Annotated in this window: 19 protein-coding genes; 3 read left to right on the forward strand and 16 right to left on the reverse strand. The window is 41.2% G+C overall.

Annotation, left to right across the window (positions count from 1 at the left end; translation table 11 throughout):
* Positions 1-38 precede the first annotated feature (38 nt).
* The 11 genes from sigF to spoIIM form a co-directional block, all read right to left on the reverse strand.
* Entirely contained in the window at positions 39-797 is a 759-nt protein-coding gene (gene sigF, locus DFO73_RS08220) for an RNA polymerase sporulation sigma factor SigF (protein WP_110064296.1), read from the reverse strand.
* Positions 798-809: 12 nt separating this feature from the next.
* Positions 810-1,250, reverse strand: a complete 441-nt coding sequence (gene spoIIAB, locus DFO73_RS08225; protein WP_110064297.1) for an anti-sigma F factor — start codon at positions 1,248-1,250, stop codon at positions 810-812.
* Between the two features lie 3 nt (positions 1,251-1,253).
* Entirely contained in the window at positions 1,254-1,604 is a 351-nt protein-coding gene (gene spoIIAA / locus DFO73_RS08230) for an anti-sigma F factor antagonist (protein WP_110064298.1), read from the reverse strand.
* Between the two features lie 246 nt (positions 1,605-1,850).
* Entirely contained in the window at positions 1,851-3,014 is a 1,164-nt protein-coding gene (locus tag DFO73_RS08235) for a D-alanyl-D-alanine carboxypeptidase family protein (protein WP_110064299.1), read from the reverse strand.
* A 325-nt stretch (positions 3,015-3,339) separates the two neighbouring features.
* A complete protein-coding gene (locus tag DFO73_RS08240) occupies positions 3,340-4,644 on the reverse strand; it encodes a pyrimidine-nucleoside phosphorylase (protein ID WP_110064300.1) in 1,305 nt (434 codons plus the stop codon).
* Positions 4,645-4,679: 35 nt separating this feature from the next.
* The gene (locus DFO73_RS08245) at positions 4,680-5,501 is read right to left on the reverse strand and encodes a purine-nucleoside phosphorylase (protein ID WP_110064301.1); all 822 of its coding nucleotides are present in this window, start codon (positions 5,499-5,501) and stop codon (positions 4,680-4,682) included.
* A gap of 281 nt (positions 5,502-5,782) precedes the next feature.
* Positions 5,783-6,967: a phosphopentomutase gene (gene deoB, locus DFO73_RS08250; RefSeq protein WP_110064302.1), complete on the reverse strand. Its 1,185-nt coding sequence runs from the start codon at positions 6,965-6,967 to the stop codon at positions 5,783-5,785.
* 274 nt (positions 6,968-7,241) lie between these two features.
* On the reverse strand, positions 7,242-8,135 hold the full coding sequence (xerD, locus tag DFO73_RS08255; protein ID WP_110064303.1) for a site-specific tyrosine recombinase XerD: 894 nt from the start codon (positions 8,133-8,135) through the stop codon (positions 7,242-7,244).
* A gap of 9 nt (positions 8,136-8,144) precedes the next feature.
* On the reverse strand, positions 8,145-8,372 hold the full coding sequence (locus DFO73_RS08260) for a YqzK family protein (protein ID WP_026584686.1): 228 nt from the start codon (positions 8,370-8,372) through the stop codon (positions 8,145-8,147).
* 218 nt (positions 8,373-8,590) lie between these two features.
* Positions 8,591-9,058, reverse strand: coding sequence for a ferric iron uptake transcriptional regulator (gene fur, locus DFO73_RS08265; protein ID WP_110064304.1), 468 nt, complete (start codon positions 9,056-9,058; stop codon positions 8,591-8,593).
* A 263-nt stretch (positions 9,059-9,321) separates the two neighbouring features.
* The gene (spoIIM, locus tag DFO73_RS08270) at positions 9,322-9,966 is read right to left on the reverse strand and encodes a stage II sporulation protein M (protein WP_110064305.1); all 645 of its coding nucleotides are present in this window, start codon (positions 9,964-9,966) and stop codon (positions 9,322-9,324) included.
* 155 nt (positions 9,967-10,121) lie between these two features.
* Here spoIIM and DFO73_RS08275 point away from each other — a divergent pair, with 155 nt between their 5' ends.
* Positions 10,122-10,697 (forward strand): GNAT family N-acetyltransferase, encoded by a 576-nt coding sequence (locus tag DFO73_RS08275; protein ID WP_110064306.1) that lies wholly within the window; start codon positions 10,122-10,124, stop codon positions 10,695-10,697.
* 279 nt (positions 10,698-10,976) lie between these two features.
* Here the strand turns inward: DFO73_RS08275 and DFO73_RS08280 are convergent, their stop codons facing one another.
* The gene (locus DFO73_RS08280) at positions 10,977-12,143 is read right to left on the reverse strand and encodes an endonuclease Q family protein (RefSeq protein ID WP_110064307.1); all 1,167 of its coding nucleotides are present in this window, start codon (positions 12,141-12,143) and stop codon (positions 10,977-10,979) included.
* Position 12,144: 1 nt separating this feature from the next.
* Positions 12,145-12,696: an NUDIX hydrolase gene (locus DFO73_RS08285; RefSeq protein ID WP_110064308.1), complete on the reverse strand. Its 552-nt coding sequence runs from the start codon at positions 12,694-12,696 to the stop codon at positions 12,145-12,147.
* A 78-nt stretch (positions 12,697-12,774) separates the two neighbouring features.
* Here DFO73_RS08285 and mciZ point away from each other — a divergent pair, with 78 nt between their 5' ends.
* Positions 12,775-12,909: a Z-ring formation inhibitor MciZ gene (gene mciZ / locus DFO73_RS08290; RefSeq protein ID WP_110064309.1), complete on the forward strand. Its 135-nt coding sequence runs from the start codon at positions 12,775-12,777 to the stop codon at positions 12,907-12,909.
* A 99-nt stretch (positions 12,910-13,008) separates the two neighbouring features.
* Complete coding sequence (locus DFO73_RS08295) at positions 13,009-13,932, forward strand: aldo/keto reductase (RefSeq protein WP_110064310.1); 924 nt, start codon at positions 13,009-13,011, stop codon at positions 13,930-13,932.
* A 65-nt stretch (positions 13,933-13,997) separates the two neighbouring features.
* Here DFO73_RS08295 and DFO73_RS08300 read toward each other — a convergent pair whose 3' ends face one another.
* The 3 genes from DFO73_RS08300 to DFO73_RS08310 form a co-directional block, all read right to left on the reverse strand.
* Positions 13,998-14,732, reverse strand: coding sequence for a hypothetical protein (locus tag DFO73_RS08300; protein WP_110064311.1), 735 nt, complete (start codon positions 14,730-14,732; stop codon positions 13,998-14,000).
* 72 nt (positions 14,733-14,804) lie between these two features.
* Positions 14,805-15,050, reverse strand: a complete 246-nt coding sequence (locus tag DFO73_RS08305) for a YqkE family protein (RefSeq protein ID WP_110064312.1) — start codon at positions 15,048-15,050, stop codon at positions 14,805-14,807.
* A gap of 83 nt (positions 15,051-15,133) precedes the next feature.
* Positions 15,134-15,505 carry a VOC family protein gene (locus DFO73_RS08310; RefSeq protein WP_110064313.1) on the reverse strand — a complete coding sequence of 124 codons (372 nt, stop codon included), beginning with the start codon at positions 15,503-15,505 and terminating at the stop codon, positions 15,134-15,136.
* Between the last annotated feature and the right edge of the window lie 138 nt (positions 15,506-15,643).

Raw genomic sequence — 15,643 nt, forward strand, 5'->3', positions numbered from 1 at the left:
TTTAACAGAGCAAAAAAAATAAAAGACCGGAATGGATTTTACAAATCCATCCGGTCTTTCATTTGCTGCAATATCTTTTTTTCGAGCCGTGAAACCTGGACTTGGGAAATGCCAAGCCTGCTTGCTACTTCAGATTGTGTCTGGTCTTTATAATAGCGCAAATAGACAATCAATCTTTCCCTCTCATCCAATTCACGAATCGCTTCCTTCAGAGCAATCTTATCAAACCATTTGCCTTCATTGCCATCATCAATTTGGTCCAGGAGGGTAATCGGGTCTCCATCATTTTCATACACCGTTTCGTGAATGGATGAAGGAATCCGGCTTGCTTCCTGTGCCAGGATGATATCCTCAGGGGAAATCTCAAGATGCTCGGAAAGCTCTGTCACAGTTGGGACGCGGCCCAGTGTTTTTGAAAGTTCATCCTTAGCCTTCCTGATTTTGTTGCCCATTTCCTTTAAAGAACGGCTCACCTTTACAGTTCCATCATCACGGATAAATCTTTGAATTTCTCCGATGATCATAGGGACTGCATAAGTTGAAAACTTTACATCATAACTGAGATCAAATTTATCAACCGATTTTAATAAGCCAATACAGCCGATTTGGAAGAGATCGTCCGGTTCATAGCCTCTGTTTAAGAATCGCTGGACAACTGACCAGACAAGGCGCATATTTTTCTGGACAATCCGATCCCTTGCACCCTGATCTCCGCTTTGGCTTTGCTTTATAAGCTCCTTGACTTCATGGTCCTTTAAATAAGTTTGGCCCTTATCTGTTTTAACCTCCACATCCATAGCAAGACTCCCTTAATTGCATAGCATTTTACTATTTGATAAATGCTTCCTTAATCGGATCTCTGTGCCTATTCCCGGTTGCGATTTGATTTCAATTTCATCCATGAAATTTTCCATAATTGTAAAGCCCATACCTGATCTTTCTAATTCAGGCTTTGTCGTAAACAGCGGCTGGCGGGCTTCCTCCACATCCATAATCCCAAGGCCTTTATCCTTGATAGTCATATCAATGAATCCATCTTCAATTACAACAGAAATATTAACAACACCATTAGGATCATTTTCATAACCATGGATAATAGAGTTTGTCACAGCTTCAGAAACGACTGTTTTGATTTCTGTTAATTCGTCCATTGTTGGATCCAGCTGGGCAATAAATGCGGCAACTGTCACACGTGCAAAGGATTCATTTTGGCTTAATGCGCTAAATTCCAAGTTCATTACGTTTTTCATCGGTCAGGCAACCCCCAATCTTTGCAAAGCATTTTCCTCTGTCGGCTCTAAGCGGATAATCTTAAATAAGCCTGACATATCAAATAGCCTTTGCACTGCCGGGGAAATCGCACAAACAACCATTTCGCCATGTTTTTGCTTGATTTGCTTATACCTGCCCAAAATAACGCCTAATCCTGAACTATCCATAAAAGAGAGATGTTCAAGATTTAAAATAATATGATGGATATCATGATCTTCAATTGCTCTTGTCGCCTGTTCCCGCAGTTCATCTGCCGAATGGTGGTCCAATTCTCCGCTTAGACGAATACACAAAACATCATGCTTTACTTCCAAATTAATGTTAAGACTCACTACTATAGCCTCCTTATCTGGTATCCTACACTGAAAAAAGCAAATATTCCTTTGTTTTTCGCTTTTTCCTGCCGGATAGGCTGATCCGGGAATCGGAAAGAATTCCGGGATACGCCCTTATAGTGAGTCAATTTCGATGCTCAATGTTTTATTTCCTTCCTGAAGACAAAACTAGTGCATATTCGCTAAAAAAAGTTGTCATCTTGTATCTTTTCGACAAGTCTTCAAAGAGGAACCTGACCTAGGCTATTCAGATTTTGTCAACATGCCCATCGAGCGTTTGAATAATGTCCACCATCCAGCTTCCTTGTTGTCTTCCTTAGCAACAAGCGGGCTTTCCACCAATGTCTTTCCATTCTTTGTCAATGTTAAAGTGCCTATCTTATCGCCCTTTTGTATAGGCGCTTTAATATTTTTATCCAAGTTCACTTTTTGCTCGATATCTTCTATGCCTTCCCCTTTTTTCGTTAAAAGGGAAATCGGCTCGCTGGTCAGTGCTTCAACCTTCTTCTTTTCTCCTTTGCTTACAGATACTTTTCCAAGTGCGTGATTTCTTTCGTACATTGGATGTGTCTTATATTGGCTGAAAGCATAGTCCAGCATCTTTGTAACTTGAGCATTGCGCTCCTTTGAGGTTGGCGCACCGAATACCACAGTGATGACCCTCATTCCTTCTTTCTGGGCGGTCGCTGTCAGGCAGTATTTTGCCTCCGAGGTAAAACCTGTTTTCAGCCCGTCTACTCCCGGATAAAAGCGGACAAGCCTATTTGTATTAACAAGCCAAAACTTTTTATCTGTATCCTCCCGCAGATAAGCTTCATATGTGCCTGTGAACTTTGTAATATCTTCATATTTAAGAAGCTCTTTAGCCATCATGGCCATATCATAGGCCGTACTGTAGTGATCTTCTGCAGGAAGGCCTGTCGGATTCTGAAACTTCGTATTCTTAAGCCCCAATTCCTTCGCTTTCTTATTCATCATTTCCACGAAAGCTTCTTCTGAGCCAGCAATTCTCTCAGCCATGGCCACTGATGCATCATTGCCTGAACCAATTGCAATCCCCTGCAGCATTTGCTTTGTGGTCATTTCTTCACCAGGTTCCAAAAATATTTGCGAACCGCCCATAGACGCAGCATACTCGCTTGTTCGGATCTTCTCATCCCATGATAATTTTCCTTCATCTATGGCTTCCATAATCAACAGCATTGTCATCACTTTTGTCATGCTGGCAGGAGGCAGTTGTTCCCCGCTGTTTTTTTCATATAAAACAGATCCGGTATCGCGTTCGATTAGTATTGCAGATTTCACATTATCCGCCAAATCTGCACCACTTTCCCTTGCAAATCCTGAAGGAACAAAGATTGTTGCCAATAAAAATGTTATTAACATTAATGAGACGATTCGTTTCATCACATAAAACCTCCATTCTTTATAGCCTCCATTTTTTCCAGTTAAAGAAAATTTATACAGAGCAAGAAGACTAAAAAGAAAATAACGGAAAAATCATCCGCAGATTATTTTTTATAGAGGAACTGGGAAATAGGAGGAGATTTTAAGTTGTTTTTGGAGTTAAGATTAAATTCTTCAATATTCAGCGCTGAAGGCTTTTTCAATATGCTTTTGGATTTTTGCTTCAGTCCGCGATACCATTCAGTTTTTGCAAACTAAAATAGAATCTTAAATACGGCAAAAAACCGCCAGACACACAGTTTTGGCGGCTTTTGTTCTTTCTATATTATTCAGTTATTTCTTCATGAATCAGTACAGGGACCGGTACTTTTTCGCTTGAGATTGCAATATTTTCATATAGCATATTTCTTACTTCTTCTACATTTTCGAAATTGCTGTAGATTGTAACTAGAGATTCACCTTTGTTCACCTTATCGCCGATTTTCTTTCTTAAAACAAGGCCAACAGCAAGATCAATTTCTGACTCTTTTGTAGCTCTTCCTGCTCCTAAAAGCATTGCAGCAGTTCCAATTTCATCGGCTGCAATTTCAGACACATAGCCATCTACTTTGGATTCCAGTTCAAATTTGTATTTTGCCTGCGGTAATCTTTGCGGATCATCTACAACAGATGCATCTCCACCCTGAGAGCTAAGGAAAATTTTAAAAGTTTCCAAAGCAGATCCATCTTTCATTGCATTTTCAAGCTTTTCACGTGCTTCATTTAGGGAGTCTGCTTTGTTCGCAAGGAAAACCATATGACTTCCCAAGGTAAGGCATAGCTCTGTCAAATCTGCAGGACCCTCACCTTTTAGTGTATCAATTGCTTCTTTTACTTCAAGAGCGTTGCCAATCGCAAATCCGAGCGGCTGGCTCATATCGGATATAACTGCCATTGTGTTCCTGCCAACATTGTTTCCGATTCGTACCATTGCTTTTGCCAGTTCTCTGGAATCGTCCAGTGTTTTCATAAATGCGCCTGCGCCTGTTTTAACATCAAGCACAATTGCGTCTGCACCCGCTGCAATTTTTTTGCTCATAATCGAGCTCGCTATTAGAGGAATGCTGTCAACTGTTGCAGTTACATCGCGCAATGCATAAAGCTTTTTGTCTGCAGGAGTCAAATTGCCGCTTTGTCCGATTACCGCAATCTTATTTTGATTGACAAGCTTAATAAACTCATCATTTTCTATTTCCACATGAAAACCCTCAACAGATTCAAGCTTATCAATTGTTCCGCCTGTATGGCCAAGTCCTCGGCCAGACATTTTCGCAACCGGAACTCCGACTGCGGCAACAAGCGGACCAAGCACCAATGTGGTTGTATCGCCCACACCGCCAGTGGAGTGCTTATCCACTTTAATTCCTTCTATTTTTGATAAATCGATTTGATCACCTGACCTTACCATAGCCATTGTCAAATCGGCTCTTTCATTCTCGGTCATTCCCTGAAAGAATATGGCCATTGTCAAGGCACTTACCTGGTAATCGGGAATTGATCCGTCTGTATATCCTTTAATAACGAATTGAATTTCTTCTGTTGTTAATTCTTGTCCGTCCCTTTTCTTTTCAATAAGATCAACCATTCTCATAGCTAAACACCACAGCTTTCATTTATTATCTGCTTTTAGGCACCAAGTTCTTTTACTATTGCTTTTACATAACGAAGGAAATCTGCTTTGACTTTTTCAGTTGTTTCGATTACCTCTTCATGGTTCAATGGCTGGTCAAGGATTCCTGCCGCCATATTTGAAATACAGGAGATTCCAAGTACTTCCATTCCTGAATGGCGCGCGACAATAACCTCTGGGACAGTTGACATACCAACCGCATCTCCTCCAATTGTTCGAAGCATACGCACTTCTGCAGGAGTTTCATAGGTTGGGCCAGTATTCCCAACATACACACCCTCCTGGATGTTCAGGTTAAGATTTTTTGCAATTCCTCTGGCAAGTTTTCTCAGCTCTTTGGAATATGCTGCCGACATATCAGGGAAACGCGGACCCATTCGTGAATCGTTAGGCCCGATCAGCGGGTTGCTGCCCATGTTATTGATATGGTCCGAGATCAGCATTAAATCACCAGGTGAAAAACTTTCATTCACACCACCCGCTGCGTTCGTTACAATAAGCGTGCCTACTCCCATTTCATGCATAACACGGACAGGGAAGGTAACCTTGTCAAATGTATAGCCCTCATAATAATGGAATCGTCCTTGCATGGCTACCACTTCAATTCCATTTAATTGACCGAACACTAGCTGACCTGCATGGCCTTCAACTGTAGATACCGGGAAATCCGGAATTTCGTTATATGGGATTTTAACTGGTTCTTCAATCTCATCTGCAAGTACCCCAAGCCCTGACCCTAAAATAAGTCCAATTCTTGGCTGGCTGGAATATTTGCTTTTAAGAAACTCGGCTGCACTTTGAATTTTACTATAATCCATTATCAATTCTCCTTGTCTGCTTTTAAATTAGCTCTGTTAAACTTCTCTGTTGACTTACGCTCAAGAAGCTCAGCAAACCCCGGGCAAGTCCGGGAGTCCCCACGGCGCATGACGCGGATGCAGGGTCTCCTTTTGACACTCTTTTCCCCCAAGACATTGAACCAGCGTCCTCGAATAAACACCACACGAAGGAAATGCGAATGGATTTTCGAGGTTCTCACGCCTTCAGCTTCAAACAACGCAGTGCCAAAACAATAATGAGCTTTAACTTTCCTTTTACATTACTTCAATTGATTCAAAAAGCTTTTGCCGTATGCTGGCATTTTTACATTAAAGTTATCTGCAATCGTTGCCCCTATATCGGCAAAAGTTTCGCTGATTGGGAGCTCTTTGCCTTCTTCCATATCTTTTGCATAAACAAGCAGCGGTACATATTCCCTTGTATGGTCTGTTCCGTGATGGACCGGATCATTTCCATGATCTGCTGTAATCATCAATAAATCTCCTTCCTGCATTTTCGCAAATACTTCAGGAAGACGGGCATCAAACTCTTCCAGCGCTTTTCCGTAGCCCTCCGGATTGCGTCTATGACCGAATAAAGCATCAAAATCAACCAGATTTAAAAAGCTCAGCCCGGTAAATTCCTTATCAAAAGTTTGTATTATCTTATCCATGCCATCCATATTTGAAGTCGTTCGGATTGCCTCGGTTACACCTTCACCATCATAAATATCTGAGATCTTGCCAATTGCTACTACATCCAGTCCGCCATCAGCCATTTCATTCATAACTGTACGATCAAACGGCTTTAACGCGTAATCATGGCGATTGGAGGTTCTTTGGAAATTGCCTGGCTCTCCAACGAAAGGCCTTGCAATGACGCGGCCTACCATATATTTTTCATCCAATGTCAGTTCACGGGCGATTTTGCAGATCTTATACTGCTCTTCAATTGGAATGATATCTTCATGTGCAGCAATTTGCAGTACTGAATCTGCAGACGTATACACAATCAAAGCCCCTGTTTTCATGTGCTCTTCTCCAAGCTCAACCAGAATTTCTGTTCCACTTGCAGGTTTATTGCCAATTATCTTTCTGCCTGCACGGGATTCAAGCTCGGAAATCAGTTCTGGAGGGAACCCGTCTGGAAACACTCTGAATGGAGTCTGGATATTCAAGCCCATGATCTCCCAGTGTCCAGTCATTGTGTCTTTTCCATTGGAAGCTTCCTGCATTTTCGTATAAAAAGCCATTGGCTTATCGGCTTTTTCAATTCCCTTGATTTCCCGGATATTGCTTAAGCCGAGCTTGCCTATGTTTGGCATATTTAAGCCATTCATTCTTTCTGCAATATGGCCAAGTGTATCTGCGCCTTTATCGCCGAATTTCTCGGCATCAGGCGCTTCCCCGATTCCAACGGAATCCATAACAATTAAAAAAACGCGCTTATATGTATAATCGGACATCTAAAAACCTCCTAATTATTTGAATACGGTTACAAAAAATCATATTCGTATAGTACCCTTTTTAGGTGCATTTAACACAGATTCCCTTATTGTAAATAGGGTATTCTGCCAGTTTATTTACAGAAGAGAATCCAGAAGCCTTTGCATTCGTCAGAAGTCTGACATCTATATTTTACATAATAAGCAGGTAAAAAAACAAGAAAAAGCTGCCCGATTTCGTGGCAGCTTTATGATATTTTATTTTTAGGAGTTTATTCCTGTTCAAACCACCCCTTTAAGCTCGTGGATGAAACTGGCTGTAAACATCCTTAAGCCGTGTTTTCGTTACGTGTGTATAAATTTGAGTGGTAGAAATATCAGCATGTCCAAGCATCTCCTGGACTGCACGCAAATCGGCACCATTTTCAAGCAGATGTGTTGCAAACGAATGCCGCAATGTATGTGGAGTCAAGTCCTTCTCAATGCCCGCCTCCTGTGCAAGCCGTTTTAGTATTTTCCAAAAACCCTGCCGAGAAAGCCGTTTTCCATGATGATTCAAGAATAACGCTTCGTCTTTATGCTTTTTGGAAACAAATTTTCCTCTTCCCTCATTTAAATACCTTTCAAGGGCTTCAGTTGCTGTTTTGCCGATCGGCACAATCCGCTCCTTGTTGCCTTTGCCGATACATCTTACAAAACCCATTGTTAAATGGACATCTCCTATATTCAGGCCAATCAGCTCGCTTACACGAATCCCGGTCGCATATAGCAGTTCAAGCATGGCTTTATCACGCAAGCCAAAATGATCCTTTATTTCAGGAAAATCCAGTAAGGTTTCAACCTCTTCCATATTTAGTACTTTTGGAAGCGTTCGTTCCATTTGCGGCGATTCTATATGTACGGAAGGATCATGGCCAACTGCTTTTTCGCGCAGAAGGAATTGATGGAAGGCTCTTACCGAGGCGATGTGCCGTGCCAATGTTTTCGAAGATTTCCCCTGTTTTTTTAAAAAACCGAGGAAATGGACAATCTGCACACGCTGTACATTCTCAAGGCAAGATATATTCTCTTCAGCCTTGAGGTATTTCAAATAACTTTTTAAATCTCTCTCATAAGAAACAATTGTGTTTTTCGCAAGCCCTTTTTCTACAATTAAATAATGAATAAAATCTTTTAACTGGTCCTCCATATAATTGCATTACTCCCCATTTAAGTAGAAAAGAATTAACCGGTCCAGCCAGCTTGCATCTTGGTCCGTTCCGCTGGCCGAAACTTTAACAGCCGCTCCCTTTGGTTCGTCATAGCGGTGATAATCCTGGTATTCTTCATTTAACCACATAATACCATAATAAAAAAGGATTGTGCATCCAGTAAAAAGGACAAACACTTTAATTGTTTGAAAAGCCATACTCAGCCAGGATTTCATTCTTTTATCCCCCAAAACACATGATTATAAGAAAAGCTAAAACTACAGCTATCTTATCTTTTAATAAAAGGTATGCCATTTTGGACAAGAATTATACCTGTTTCTGAATAATTGCCCTTCACACTGGGCATACTCCCATTCACGCTGCTGCATGGGGAAATAAAGATGCCATAAAAAAAACCTTCTCTTAAATTAAAGAGAAGGTTTTGTTAACAGGTTTAGTTTGCATCTGTCTCGTTATCTGACTTTTTATCCTGGCAGCGGTAGCAGATGCCATGAAAAGTAAGGCGGTGGTCCTTTATTTTAAAGTTCCAGCGGCGCTCAACCACTTCCTCTACATCCTCCAGCAAGTCTTCCTGAATTTCATCAACAGCTCCGCACTCAATACATACTAAGTGATGATGGAAATGGGCTGCCCCTTCCTGGCGAAGGTCATAGCGGGAAACTCCATCACCAAAATTAATTTTATCAACAATTTTTAATTCAGTCAGCAATTCAAGTGTTCTATATACAGTTGCCAAGCCTATCTCAGGCGATTTCTCTTTAACAAGGAGGTAGACATCTTCCGCACTTAAATGATCCTCTTCGTGTTCTAACAAGACGCGAACCGTTGCCTCTCGCTGTGGTGTTAGTTTATAGCTGGATGAATGCAACTGTTTTTTTATTCTCTCAATTCTGCTTTCCATACCGAAAGTCCCTCCCTCGCCACTAACATTCTCATTATAACAGAAATGCTTTCTGATTCAAAATAAAATTATTATAAATAACAGTAAATAATTAATATTAAATAATAATGATTATAAATTTTGAATTTGCGATTTAAAAACTTTTTATCTATACCCTAACTTGTATCTAATTATCCTTGTTTATGCACAAAGCAGAAAAGGCAGGATACATCATCCCGCCTTTTGTCTATTATTATTGATTTATTATTGATTTATTATTGAATTCAGGATTGGATGGAGTTTACTACAGACTTCATTAAAACAGGTGATATAAAAGCCTCCACTCCGGCTGCAGCGATCAAAAACAGAATCGCTACAGCAAAGGTAATCATATATCGCCCGAATAACGGCATGATTGGCTGGCCCACTTTTTTCATAAATTGTCTGCGAATCATCTTAAGTGAAAAGGAAACAGCCAGAGTCGCTGCCAGAATAAAAATCGGGATAATGATCAGATTTTGCGGGAGGACCGATACAAATGAAAGCAAAAATCCTTCCCAGCCCATTTGGTTAACCAAAAAACCAACTGTAAATCCTACCACCATTCCTTTCATAAATAAAAGAATCAGAATGACAGGAAGTCCAATAATAGAGATTCCCAAAATCCACATCAAACCTATAAATTTCGTATTATGGAAAAAACTCTGTTTGAATAAATCATTTTCTGCTGCCACTTGACCATCGGATACTTGGCCAAAAAACTGTGACAGATAATAAAATAAATCCTCTTTTTGCGTGAAGCTTAAACTATTAACAACTATTGCCCCAAAAATCACACCCATCAGGAATAAAACAATGACAAACAAGTAAATTGAGGAATGTTCGCGAAAGTGGGCTGCGGCGACGTTCTGGTACATTTTTTTCTTCATTGCTCTTCCTCCTAAGACAAAACAAATTGATTATTAAATTGTATGCTTGTCCCTGGTTTGTATGACAGAAGTATATAAGAAAAAAAAATCTTGAACATTCCATTTATTTCCGTTATAATTTTCAAAATTATTTAACTTTATGGGGAGCTGATCGAGTGAAGTCCATTTTAACCGAATTTCCAGAGAGAATTGAAACTGCAAGGCTTTATATGCAGCCTGCCATGCCGGGAGATGGGAAAGTAGTCCATGATGCCATAATGGCATCTATTGAAGAACTGAAGCAATGGCTTCCTTTTGCCCAGTATGAACAATCAGAAGAGGATGTAGAGGCTGGGATCCGAAGGTCTTACGCACAGTTTATCACAAGGGAAGATTTCCGAATTCATATTTATAGGAAGGAGGACAACGTTTTTGTCGGCTCTACCGGCCTGCATCGAATTGATTGGGATGTCCGCAAGTTTGAAATAGGATATTGGGGTGATTCTAGATACCAGAAAAACGGCTATATAACAGAAGCCGCTGAGAGTTTAACGAAGTTTGCTTTTGATTATTTTCAGGCAAACAGAGTAGAAATCAGATGTGATCCCAGAAATATAAAGAGCAGCAAGATTCCCGAAAGGCTGGGATACAAACTGGAAGGAATATTGGCTAATGACAGTTTAAGTGCTGATGGCAAAGAGCTTCGGGATACATGTGTCTATGCCAAAGTAAGCAAGGCCGCCAGCACCTAGTAAAGACTCTGTTAAACTAGCCTGTTGATTTCCTCTCCAGGAACTCAGCGAAAGCTGGCGGTCAGGGAGTTTCCTTGGCGTAAACGACTGCGAGGCCTCCCTTGACTCGCGCTTCCGGCTGAACATTGAATGAGCTTCCTCAATAAACATCGGACCAAGGAAATACAAATGCATTTTCGAGGATTTCGTGCCTTCCGCTCCAATTAACAGGGGGCCAAAATCAACAATGAGCTTTAACATAGCTAATATAAAAAAGCCTGCTCATATCGAACAGGCTTTTTAGCTATCTGCTATTTTACCGTACTTTCCTCCGCCCCCCGCTTTAAGGTTTAACTTCCCTTCACGTGCTCTGCCAATAAGGCCGGCAATTTTGGCAGGGACTACGCGGCTTAATTCAGATAACTGAACATTATGGAGGATTGCCATTTCTGTCCCAAAATGGTTTAACAACTTCTCCAGCATTTTCGGGCCCAAACCAGGAATAAATTCGAGTGGCACCTGATGAATATAGGGAGGCCGATCCATAGAAGTCTCTCCGGCAGTTTTTAATTCTGAAATTCGGTCTGCTACTCCTTTGACGAACTTGGGATGATTGCATTGCTTGCACACACCCTTGTCTGCATCATAAGGGCTAAAGCACTCTGAACAAACGGTTTGATGATATTTGCCAAGCAAGGGATCAAGGCCATAATTGGCTTTAACTTTGCGGTTGTCTGCTCCGGCCAAGGCCTTCCTAAGCTCCTCAAAGGTTGGTTCCTCAATTTGGAGGATTTGATATTCTCTTGCAATTTTTTTTAGTGAATGGGCATCTGAATTGGTCAGGAATGTATACCTGTGCAGCTCGCCTATTTGATCAGCCATTACAGTATCTGCACTCAATCCCAGCTCTACAGCATCAATAAGTTCAGGATCAAAAACCTCAGTCAGTGACCGCTGTACACCTTTTCCAAATAAGCTTTTAAATGGAGTAAAAACATGGGCAGGAATAAATAGCCCATTCAGCTCCTTTACCTTTTTCTGCAGCATTTGCCCCGAAACATATATACGCTGTGAGCTTAACGTAATATTTTTCAAGTAGTCCGATAGCCAGCCCGAGAATTCCTTCATGATCGAAATGGACGAAAAAAAGCAAAGCACATGAATGGGGCCCTTGCACTTTTCATCATAAATCTCCAGTTCTGACCCTGGTATTATGGTTAGATCCCCATATTGCAGCCCGCCATCTCTATGTTCCGATAAAGTTCCTTCCTCTATCAGCCCTTCCATTTCAAGAATGACTTCAGGAGAGTGGCAATCAATTATGCCGACTATATCCAACCCTTTTTCATTCCGGGCATGCTTGATAATATTTGTAAAAGTAAGAGACTTTGCACCTGTTATTTTAACCGGCTTCCCCGTAAAAGTACGTCCTATGTGGATATGAAAATCCGCAAAATACTGTTTCATATTATTTCTTCAGCGCCTCTTGCAGCTGCAAATACTGAATAGCGTAAGCTGTTTTTGCATCATGGACTTTCTGCTCCTCCAGCAAAGCCAATGCTTCATCAAGGGTTACTTCCTTGAGGCTGACAAATTCATCTTCATCAGGGGATGCGGCATCTTCTTTTTTCTCCAGTCCCTTCGCTATGTATAAATGGACAAGTTCATCCGCAAAGCCAGGAGAAGTATAGAAAGAGATCAGCCATTCTATTTCCTTGCAGCCGTAACCCGTTTCTTCTTCAAGCTCCCTCCCGGCACAAACCCGTGGGTCTTCCCCCGGTTCGAGTTTTCCGGCAGGTATTTCCGCAATGATTTTATCCAATGCTTTTCTATACTGTTCGACCATAACAATTTTATTGTCATCCGTTAACGCCAAAACGGCTACCGCTCCAGGATGCTTGATAATTTCCCGCTTAGATGTTTTTCCATTTGGAAGTTCAACATCTTCCACCTGCAGGCTAATCACTTTTCCAGTAAAAATTTTTTCGGTTTTAATTGTTTTTTCTTCTAGGCGACTCATTGTTTTACAGTCACTCCTGTTCTATTCCGTTTATGTTTGCTCATACATTTTATCATACTTTAATAGGGGGAGTGCGGCATGAAGGTGTATGTCCACAGCAAGGGAATCTTATTGGCCGGAAAAGCTTGGGAAGTCCGCGAAAAACTGAAGCAATATAGCAAAAATTATGTTTTTGTGAAAGATTGGGTTGAATCGCAAAAGATATCGAAGTGATATTATGAGTAAAAACCAGCTAAGGCTAAGGCCTCTCATTTGAGTATGCCTCATTTCTTTCTGTACAATAATAGAAAACAATTGAAATGAGGTGGGTTCTTGAAAAAGAGGCGGATAGGAAGCTCCGATTTATATGTCAGCGAGCTTGGGCTTGGTTGTATGTCCATTGGAACGAACCCTGCAAATGCGCAGGTGATTATTGAAGCTGCCCTAGAAGAAGGCATTAATTACTTTGATACCGCCGATTTATATGATTTTGGCGAAAACGAAAAACTCGTCGGGCAATCCTTAAAGAATGTCCGCGAACAAGTCGTCATTGCGACAAAGGCGGGAAACCGCTGGAATGAGCAAAAAGACAGCTGGAGCTGGGATCCTTCCAAAAAATACATTAAAGAAGCAGTTAAAGATAGTCTGAATAGGCTTGCTACTGATTATATCGATTTATATCAGCTCCATGGGGGCACTATAGACGATCCGATTGACGAAACCATTGAAGCATTCGAGGAATTGAAGAAAGAAGGCTTGATCCGCCATTACGGCATTTCTTCCATCCGGCCGAATGTGATCCGCGAGTATGCAGCAAGATCCTCCATTGTTTCTGTTATGATGCAATATAGCATTCTGGATCGGAGGCCAGAAGAAGAAGCACTTCCCCTCCTTGATAAAAATGGCATCAGCACTGTAACACGGGGACCGCTGGCTAAGGGACTGCTAAGCAATAAAATGCTGGACAAAGCTTCACAGTCTGTCGAAGAAAAAGGCTACTTAGATTACAGCTATTCCGAACTGGCAGAAACGATTCAAAGTATTAGAGAAAAGCTTTCCGGTGATCGATCCATGACAGAGATAGCCTTTCAGTATAACTTGGCAAATCCGGCTGTTTCTTCTATAGTGGCTGGCGCCAGCCGGGTTGAACAAGTAAGGGAAAATGCAAAAGCAGCCAGGGCTAACCGGCTAACTGAAGAGGAATTGGCTGTTATAAAAACTCTCACAAAACAAAACACATATAAGCAGCATAGGTAAAAAACTCGCTGCTTAGTTGAAACCTGCTAATTCCCCCAAAAAAGGGCTGACAAAGAGTCAGCCCCTTAAATACTCATTAAAATAATCGTATATCCAACCACGCCGGCAATAAAGGCTCCAAAGTTGCTTTCCCTGTCCTCGGGGAGCTCTTCCTTCAGTACATTTAAGATCACTCCGCCAGCCAAAGCGGCAAAGAAAAAGGCGATCACCATTTCACTGACTTTTGTAAAGACCCCTATAGCCCAACCTATTAATATGGAAAGAGTCAAAACCCAGCGGCCATATCGGTCGTATATTTTTTCATGCGACTGCCGCAGGCCATGATCATTAGAAATAAAATGGACAGATAGCGCAAAGAAATAAATCAGCCATTCATTCAGGTTTTCAAATTCACCATGTACAAGCAGATAGCCAATAAGCATATTATATATAAAAAAGGTGGACATATGGAGCCAAAAAAGTCCGGCGTTATGCTGTTCCCCTTTGCCTTTTCCGGCTTTCTTTTGAGAGTGCTTTACTGCTTTTTCTATTCCGTAAAAAGCGGAAAGGCCTAGCATCGCAAAAATATATACATGGCTATCAAGATACCGGAAGATTTCCGTGCTGCCGGTCCCCTCAATACTTTCCTGGTGCTCTTTTAACTCAGGAAGGAGATGAACAAATACATAAGCTACGGAAATCCCGCTGGCAACAGATAAATGCCTGCTTCTTGGGATATATGTAAGGAATTTCATATACTTCGAAGAAAAATGAACCATAGAAAAACCGAGAGCGAATATAAAGCTTAATAAAGAATGCATGGAACAACTCCCATCTTTTTTATTAATCTTTGCCCTCGGTTTTTATGGATGAAACTTGTTTATTAAATTTAATTATTTGAACTCTTTCCAATTGAGATTGCTTTCGCCCAGCATTTCTTCGAAGCTTTTATTCTTTTCGCGCAATCTTCTTTCCTCTATTTTTTTGCGCTCTTCCTCTTCCTTCTGTCTATCTTCAGCCTCTTTTAATTCTTGTTTTTTTCCTTTTAATTGCTTCATTAAGTCCTGATTTAACATGTCGCCAAGCGTAATAGGTTTATCATCCATTTTCGGCTGGGAATGCTGTTTCTTCTTTTTCATAAAATCCCCTCGTCAACTATTTTTGCCATCCATTATAACATATTTTTTTGGACAGACTGGAGAAGTCTGACTGGCTATTTATGCTATGCCAAAAACTCAAGGAACTCGATTCTGTTGCCGAATGGATCATCTGCAAAGAACCTTTTTCTTCCTTCAATCGGGGCTTCTTCCTTTATAGTGACTTTAAGTTTTTGAAGACTGCCCCTTAATTCTTCGAGGTTTTCCACTACCAAACCAGGGTGAGCTTTTTTGGCGGGCAAAAAGCTTTCCTGCACACCAATATGTATTTCCTGACTTCCGCAGATAAACCAGCAGCCGCCGCGCCTTTGAAGGTTTTCGGGTTTAGGGATTTCCTTGAGTCCTAGCAGATCGCCATAAAATCTCCGGGCCTGTTCTTCGCACCCCATTGGTGCTGCCAGCTGGATATGATCGATTCCTTTAAATGAGAAATTCATATTTTCTCCTCATCTCTATTTAAATTAGCTCTGTTAAACTTGCCTGTTAAATTCCGCGCAAGAAGCTCAGCGGGCAGTCCGACAATGATCTTTTACATAGGCTTTAAATAAGGAAAAGCACAGCTTATGCAGCTGCAC

Source organism: Cytobacillus oceanisediminis (genome assembly GCF_003182355.1).
Classification (GTDB): domain Bacteria; phylum Bacillota; class Bacilli; order Bacillales; family Cytobacillaceae; genus Cytobacillus; species Cytobacillus oceanisediminis_A.